Raw genomic sequence first — 652 nt, forward strand, 5'->3', positions numbered from 1 at the left:
ACACCATTATCTCTTACGGAATAGTGAATTGCGTCAATGTAGAGAATGGGATAGACTTCGTCCAACGGCCGGTTCTGCCAGTCTTCGATCTGTGGCAGGATCTTATCGGTTACATCGGAAATAAAACTCTCCGAGGTCTCAAAGCCATAAATATCTTCGATGGTTTCGGAAATCTGCCGGGTAGTCATTCCTTTGGCATACATGGAAATGATCTTCTGATCAATATCGGAAATATCTTTCTGGCGTTTTTTCACAACCTGTGGTTCAAACGTTGATTTGCGATCCTGTGGCACTTCGATTTCCATCGAGCCATACCGGCTGTTGACCTGTTTCCGCTTATAACCATTGCGATAATCATCATTATCTGAGCGTTCGGATTTTTCGTAACCAAGATGATCATCCATTTCAGCTTCCATCATTTCCTTAATGGTGCCGCCTAAAAGATCCTTGAGCGCATCCTGAATGTCTTCTGCAGACTGGATATCGTACTCTTCCAGGAGCTGATGGATGATGTTTCGTTTTCCTTCTGTCATTTGTACACGATGTACAGGTTTCTTTTGTCTTGCCATAATAAAAGGCCCTCCTAATGATATTTATTGTATCATAGAAGAACCTTATAAACATTATTTTACAGAAAAAGTTTCATACTCTC

Annotated in this window: 1 protein-coding gene; it reads right to left on the minus strand. The window is 41.3% G+C overall.

Annotation, left to right across the window (positions count from 1 at the left end):
* Window positions 1-569 (minus strand): IS256 family transposase (locus DW915_RS15580; RefSeq protein ID WP_199676788.1); only part of this gene is annotated, 569 nt, incomplete at its 3' end.
* Window positions 570-652 lie beyond the last annotated feature (83 nt).

This window comes from Blautia sp. AM42-2, from assembly GCF_003480245.1.
Classification (GTDB): Bacteria; Bacillota; Clostridia; order Lachnospirales; family Lachnospiraceae; genus Fusicatenibacter; species Fusicatenibacter saccharivorans.